The sequence below is a fragment of the Mycobacterium sp. E1747 genome (genome assembly GCF_001667775.1).
Lineage (GTDB): Bacteria > Actinomycetota > Actinomycetes > Mycobacteriales > Mycobacteriaceae > Mycobacterium.
In genome coordinates, this window is the sequence record NZ_LZJI01000214.1 from 1 (window position 1) to 6,238 (window position 6,238).

Consider the following 6,238-nt stretch of genomic DNA (forward strand, 5'->3'; position numbering starts at 1 on the left):
GCGCCTGCGCGCCGACGGCATCGACGCCCCGGCGTTGTTCCTCACGGCCCGGGACTCGTTGCAGGACAAGATCGCCGGTCTCACCCTCGGCGGCGACGACTACGTGACCAAGCCGTTCAGCCTCGAAGAGGTGGTCGCCCGGCTGCGAGTCATCCTCCGGCGCGCCGGCAAGGGCGGCGCCGAGCCTCGCAGCGCCCGCTTGACGTTCGCCGACATCGAGCTCGACGAGGAGACCCACGAAGTGTGGAAGGCCGGCGAACCGGTCTCGCTCTCGCCGACCGAATTCACACTGCTGCGTTACTTTGTGATCAACGCGGGGACCGTCTTGAGCAAGCCGAAGATCCTCGATCACGTCTGGCGTTACGACTTCGGAGGTGACGTCAATGTCGTCGAGTCCTACGTGTCGTATTTGCGGCGCAAGATCGACACCGGGGAGAAGCGGTTGCTGCACACGCTACGCGGAGTCGGTTATGTGCTGCGGGAACCGCGCTGAGCCCACGCTCGGTCGCCAGCGCTAGCGAGGGAATCACGCAGATGGCCACACAGCATCGACGTGGGTTGCCGCTGAGGGTAGGGCTGGTCGCCGCCACCCTGGTGCTGGTGGCCTGCGGCCTGGCGGTCTCGGGCATCGCGGTCACGTCGATCCTGCGGCACAGCCTGGTCACGCGGATCGATCAAACTCTGCTCGACGCGTCCCGGGGCTGGGCGCAGGCACCGCGGCGACAGTCGCCGACGCCCTATGAAGGCCCCGACCCGGCCCGGCCGCCGTCGAAGTTCTACGTACGCGGCATCGGTAGCGACGGCACCCCGTTCACCGCAATCAACGACCGCAACGCCGAACCGGCGCTGCCGGCCAACAACGACGTGGGCCCCACCCCTACCACGCTGCCGTCGGTCAACGGCTCCGATATCCAGTGGCGCGCGGTGTCCGTGCGTGGCCCGCACGGCCTGACGACCGTGGCGATCGACCTCTCCGACGTCCAACACACGGTCAGCTCCCTGGTCTGGTTGCAGATCGGCATCGGGGTCGCGGTGCTGGTCGTGGTCGGCATCGCCGGGTTCGCTGTGGTGCAGCGCAGCCTGCGGCCGCTGTCCGAGGTCGAGCAAACCGCCGCGGCGATCGCCGCCGGTCAGCTGGATCGCCGTGTGCCCGAACGCGATCCGCGCACCGAGGTGGGTCGGCTGTCGCTCGCCTTGAATGGGATGCTCGCCCAGATCCAGCAGGCGCTGGCGTCGTCGGAGTCGTCGGCGGAAAAGGCCCGCGGATCCGAGGAGCGGATGCGACGGTTCATCACCGACGCCAGTCACGAGCTGCGGACCCCGCTGACGACGATCCGGGGCTTCGCCGAGCTGTATCGCCAGGGCGCCGCGCGCGACGTCGCCATGCTGCTGTCTCGGATCGAAAGTGAAGCCAGCCGAATGGGTCTGCTGGTCGAGGACCTGCTGCTGTTGGCCCGGCTTGATGTGCAGCGGCCGCTCGAGCACAACCGGGTCGACTTGCTCGCGCTGGCCAGCGACGCGGTCCACGATGCGCAGGCCATGGATCCGAAACGGACCATCACCATGGAGGTGGTCGACGGTCCGGGAACCCCGGAGGTGCTCGGCGACGAACCGCGGATCCGGCAGGTGCTGAGCAACTTGGTCGCCAACGCCTTACAGCACACCCCGGAGAACGCCGACGTCACCGTTCGGGTGGGCACCAAGGGCGCCGACGCGGTGCTGGAAGTGGCCGACAAGGGCCCCGGCATGACCGAGCAGGATGCGTCACGGGTGTTCGAGCGGTTCTACCGCACGGACTCGTCGCGCGCGCGTGCCAGCGGTGGCACCGGTTTGGGGCTGTCGATCGTCGACTCACTGGTGCGCGCGCACGGCGGCAACGTCAAGGTGACGACCTCGCCCGGGGAGGGCTGCTGTTTCCGCGTTACCCTCCCGCGCGTCAGCGAGATGCCGGCCCCGGCACCGGTTCACGCCAATTGAGCCAGCGCCGCCTTGATCTTGGCCTGAGCCTCGTCCAGGGACTCCGCTGACGGGTTGCGGTCGACGCTGGCGAACCCAAAGTCGCTCAGGCGACGGGTGGGAAAGACGTGGACGTGCAGGTGGGGCACCTCCAGCCCGGCGATGATGACCCCCGCGCGCTCGGTCTTGAAGGCCTTGCACACGGCCTTGCCGATGAGCTGACTCACGGCCATGATTCGGCCGAAGGTCTCGCGGTCGACGTCCTGCCACTGATCGATTTCGGCACGCGGCACCACCAGCGTGTGGCCCTGGGTCATGGGTTCGATCGTCAAGAACGCGACGACGTCGTCGTCCTCGTAGACGAAACGGCCGGGAAGTTCACGGTTGATGATCTTGGTGAAGATCGACGCCATGGGCCCCAGCATAGGGGCGTCGAACTTCCCGCCGGGTAGCCGCCCCTTCGCCCGCGATGGGACGACGGAGCGGCCATAAGGGGTTCGCCGAATTTGATATCACCGGCGCTATCAAGTTGGAGAAGGCGATATCCCTGCGTCCGAGCGACGGCTCAGTCCTCCTGGCCGAACTCCATGACGTCGAGGTTCCAGTATCCGCGCATGTTGGTAATCAGCCCCGCCTCGTTGACCTTATAGGTGAACACGCCGCGCACCTTGCTGGTGACACCGCCCTCAAACTTGCTCTGCAGCACCAGAATATGGGCGACCTCGTCGGGTGAACTCGATGGGAAGGTCTCTTCGCACGTGATGGTCAGCTGATTCTTGGCGATGTTGTTGTCGAAGAACTCGCCGACGGCGGCCTTGCCGCGCACACCGGTGCCGTCGGGGTTGGTGACGGACTTGCCGATCGGATCCTCGATGACGACATCGTCGGTCATCAGCGCCAGCCAGCCATCCCGGTCTTTGCCTTGCGCGCAGCGCCACGACGACTGCGACGCGGTTAGCGCCGGGGATTGCGCGGTTTGGGTCATGGTTATCTCTCCTGTCGTTAGATTGCGCACGCGGCGCGCGCCTTCCTCGGCGGCCTTGCGGATCAGTCCGAGCCCGGTGCAGTCGTTGGCGGCGTTTCGGGGTGTTGATGGTCTATCCCGGTGGCGCCCACCGTGATCAGGCCGGGGGCGCCCCTGGGGCGGGTGCGTTCCGACGCCAGCCCGTCGGGCGTGCCTGCATAGTCTCCATCGCAGACACGACGACGCGGGCGCACCGTCATGGCGCCGATTCGGTCCGGCGCCATCAGGTGACCGAACCCGCTCACTCGGGACTCAGCGGGTGGGGAGTTACCGGTCGGCGTCCGTGTACCGGATGACGCCGCGAATGTTCTTGCCCTCCAGCATGTCCTGGTAGCCCTCGTTGATCTGCTCGAGGCGGTACTGGGTGGTGACCATGTCGTCCAGGTTCAGCTTGCCGGCGGTGTACATCGACAGCAGCTGCGGGATGTCGTACTGCGGGTTGCCGCCGCCGAAGATGGTGCCCTGCAGGTTCTTTTGCATCAGCGTGAGCATCGCCAGGTTCAGGTTGACGTTCGTGTCCAGCAGGCTGCCGATGGCGGTCAGCACGCAGGTGCCGCCCTTTTGGGTGATGTTCAGGTAGTTGTCGATGTCGGCGCCGTGCAGTTCACCGACGGTGACCACGACCTTGTGGGCCATCAGGCCGTAGGTGACCTCCATGATGCCCATCAGCGCGGCGTTGATGTCGGGATACACGTGGGTGGCACCGAATTTCAGCGCCTGGTCGCGCTTCCATTCGACCGGGTCGATCGCGAAGATGTAGCGGGCACCCGCGTTGACGGCGCCCTGCAGCGCCGCCATCCCGACGCCGCCGACGCCGACGATCGCGACGTCCTGGCCCGGCCGGATGTCGGCGGTGCGGACCGCCGAGCCGTAGCCGGTGGTGACGCCGCAGCCGACCAGGGCGGCCACCTCGAACGGCACCGACGGGTCGATCTTCACCACCGAGCTGCGGTGCACCACCATGTACGGCGAGAAGGTGCCCAGCAACGTCATGGGGAAGACGTTCTGGCCACGCGCCTGGATGCGGAACGTGCCGTCGGAGACCGCGGCACCGCCCAGCAGACCGGCGCCCAGGTCGCACAGGTTGCGCATGCCGGCCTGGCACGTGGGGCAGGAACCGCAGGACGGGATGAAGGACAGCACCACGTGGTCACCGGGGGCGATGTCTTCCACGCCGGGGCCGACCTCGGTGACGATTCCGGCGCCCTCGTGGCCGCCGAGGACCGGGAAGCCCGCCATCGGGATACCGCCGGTGACCAGGTGGTGGTCGGAGTGGCACATGCCCGCCGCTTCCATCTGGATCTTGACCTCATGCGCTTGCGGGTCGCCGATCTCGATCTCCTCGATGGACCACGGCTGGTTGAACTCCCAGATCAGAGCGCCTTTTGTCTTCATGAACAACCTCCATTAGCAAGCTCTGACCGAAAGTTTGTCAATACGGCCGGTCAGGACCCCGACGACATGTTTAGAACGTGTTCTTGTTCGTCAGACCATTATGGCGTGCGTCACCGGGCTGTAAATACCGGGGACCCCTCCGGCCGATCACCACAGGGGCGCCGGTGCCTCGCCCAGCGGGTAGTAGCCCGGCAGCTTCTCCCCGGCGACGCTGCGCTCGATCCGCTTCTGCATGCCGGTGGACAGATCGCCGGACTCGATCAGCTTCGCGAACATCGTCGCGACGTGACCGAAGTCGAAGAAGTCACGCTGCCACTCGATGAGGTTGTCGGCATTCAGGCGAAACCAGCTGCCACCGATGCCGTAGATCTCGTCTTGGGTGCCGTCTGACTTGTTGACGATCTGCTTCCAGAAGCCGACGATCTCGCCCTGCTTCTCGTCGATGAGCACCTTCTGGTACTCGTACACCCAGTTCTCCAGCCCCTCCATCTCCAGGCCGAGGGCGATGTCGCGGATCTCGTCGACGCCGACGCACATCACGTCTTCCTTGGGGCCGATGTTCCAGCCGTAGGTGGCGTCCCTGGTGTAGAAGTCGGCCAACGGTCGCCAGTCGCCGGCCTTCTCACAGTCCTTGTTGGCCTGTAGCCAGCGGTCGACCCATGCCTCGAGTTCCTCGCGTGACGCTTGGGATTTCATAAGTCAGTCTCCCTCATCTTCTTTGATGAACAGTGCTTGCGTTGGGCACATGGCGACCGCGCGCTCGACTTCATCGCGGGCGTCTTCGGGCGGCTCGGGGTCGAGGATCTCGACCTTGCCCCGCTTGGGCACCCGGAAGTAGTCGGGCGCCTCCAGTTCGCACATAGCGTGGCCCTGACACAGGTCCAGATCGGCCTCGATTCGAAAACCCATGATGCGTCAGGCTTTCCGCTTGCGGTACCGGACCCTCGCCGGCCGGGCGAGCTGCACGACCATCTTGGAGTGGTCGTTGTGATAGCTGTCGGCCGGCTGGGCCATCTCGAACTCGTACTCACGCAAGAGGACCGAGAAGATGGCCTTGATCTGCATTTGGGCGAAGGCGGCCCCGACGCAGCGGTGGCGTCCGGCGCCGAACGGAATCCAGGTCCACCGGTTGACGATGTCGGCCTGCTCGGGCTTGTTGTAGCGATCGGGCTTGAAGGCGTCGGGATCGGGAAAGTCCTCGGGAATCCGGTTCGAGATCGCCGGGGACGCCGCGACGTAGTCGCCGGTGTGAATTCCGAAGCCCTCGACCTCGAACTCTCCCTTGGCGACCCGCATCAGGATGATCAGCGGCGGATGCAGCCGCAGGGTCTCCTTGACCACGTTGTCCAACTTCGGGATCGACCGCAGCGCATGGAAACTCACGGCCTGACCGTCGGCGTAGAGCTCCTCGAGCTCGGCGAGCACCTCTGCGTAAACATCGGGGTGGCGGATCAGCTCGATCAGCGTCCACGCCGAGGTCCCGGAACTGGTGTGGTGGCCAGCGAACATCAGCGAGATGAACATCCCGGTCACCTCGTCGGCCGAGAAGCGCGGTTTGCCCTCCTCGTCCTTGATCGAGACCAGCACGTCGAGCATGTCGCGGTCGGACTTGTCCTTCGGTGGATTGGCCAGCCGCTGGTCCATGATCTCCTGCACCAACGCAACGAGTTTCACCCGCGCCTCGTCACGGAGCTTGAAACTTTCGATCGGCAGGTAGGGGTCGACGTAGCAGAGCGGGTCGGTGCCCCGCTCCAGCATGTGGTAGTAGTCCGCGAACCGGTGATCGAGCTGTTCACGGAATTTCAGCCCGATCAGGCAGGCTGTCGAGGTGTAGATGGTCAGCTCGGCGAAGAAGTCGAGCAG

8 protein-coding genes are annotated in these 6,238 nt (G+C 65.5%); 2 read left to right on the top strand and 6 right to left on the bottom strand.

Translation table 11 applies throughout. From position 1 onward, the window contains the following. Both phoP and A5695_RS23040 read left to right on the top strand, forming a co-directional pair. On the top strand, positions 1 to 493 hold a 493-nt coding region (gene phoP / locus A5695_RS23035; RefSeq protein WP_068087787.1), incomplete at its 5' end, for a two-component system response regulator PhoP. Between the two features lie 41 nt (positions 494 to 534). Next, positions 535 to 1,977 (top strand): cell wall metabolism sensor histidine kinase WalK, encoded by a 1,443-nt coding sequence (locus A5695_RS23040; protein ID WP_068087790.1) that lies wholly within the window; start codon positions 535 to 537, stop codon positions 1,975 to 1,977. On the opposite strand, the gene A5695_RS23045 is transcribed toward A5695_RS23040, so the two are convergent. From A5695_RS23045 to A5695_RS23070, 6 genes are all read right to left on the bottom strand, one after another. Next, positions 1,965 to 2,369, bottom strand: a complete 405-nt coding sequence (locus A5695_RS23045; protein WP_068087796.1) for an HIT family protein — start codon at positions 2,367 to 2,369, stop codon at positions 1,965 to 1,967. The genes A5695_RS23040 and A5695_RS23045 overlap by 13 nt on opposite strands. 152 nt (positions 2,370 to 2,521) lie before the next feature. Continuing rightward, positions 2,522 to 2,941 (bottom strand): ketosteroid isomerase family protein, encoded by a 420-nt coding sequence (locus A5695_RS23050; protein WP_068087799.1) that lies wholly within the window; start codon positions 2,939 to 2,941, stop codon positions 2,522 to 2,524. 306 nt (positions 2,942 to 3,247) lie between these two features. After that, positions 3,248 to 4,375 carry an NDMA-dependent alcohol dehydrogenase gene (locus A5695_RS23055; protein ID WP_068087818.1) on the bottom strand — a complete coding sequence of 376 codons (1,128 nt, stop codon included), beginning with the start codon at positions 4,373 to 4,375 and terminating at the stop codon, positions 3,248 to 3,250. A gap of 147 nt (positions 4,376 to 4,522) precedes the next feature. Continuing rightward, entirely contained in the window at positions 4,523 to 5,071 is a 549-nt protein-coding gene (locus A5695_RS23060; RefSeq protein WP_068087802.1) for a hypothetical protein, read from the bottom strand. A 3-nt stretch (positions 5,072 to 5,074) separates the two neighbouring features. Beyond that, entirely contained in the window at positions 5,075 to 5,284 is a 210-nt protein-coding gene (locus A5695_RS23065; protein ID WP_231974950.1) for a ferredoxin, read from the bottom strand. A gap of 6 nt (positions 5,285 to 5,290) precedes the next feature. Next, positions 5,291 to 6,238: cytochrome P450 (locus A5695_RS23070; protein WP_068087807.1), on the bottom strand; the 948-nt coding region annotated here is incomplete at its 5' end.

What these genes read in the sequence shown, in the direction of transcription:
- A5695_RS23040 (WP_068087790.1), top strand. Translation starts at nt 535, where the DNA reads ATGGCCACACAGCATCGACGTGGGTTGCCGCTGAGGGTAGGGCTGGTC.
- A5695_RS23045 (WP_068087796.1), bottom strand. Translation starts at nt 2,369, where the DNA reads ATGGCGTCGATCTTCACCAAGATCATCAACCGTGAACTTCCCGGCCGT.
- A5695_RS23050 (WP_068087799.1), bottom strand. Translation starts at nt 2,941, where the DNA reads ATGACCCAAACCGCGCAATCCCCGGCGCTAACCGCGTCGCAGTCGTCG.
- A5695_RS23055 (WP_068087818.1), bottom strand. Translation starts at nt 4,375, where the DNA reads ATGAAGACAAAAGGCGCTCTGATCTGGGAGTTCAACCAGCCGTGGTCC.
- A5695_RS23060 (WP_068087802.1), bottom strand. Translation starts at nt 5,071, where the DNA reads ATGAAATCCCAAGCGTCACGCGAGGAACTCGAGGCATGGGTCGACCGC.
- A5695_RS23065 (WP_231974950.1), bottom strand. Translation starts at nt 5,284, where the DNA reads ATGGGTTTTCGAATCGAGGCCGATCTGGACCTGTGTCAGGGCCACGCT.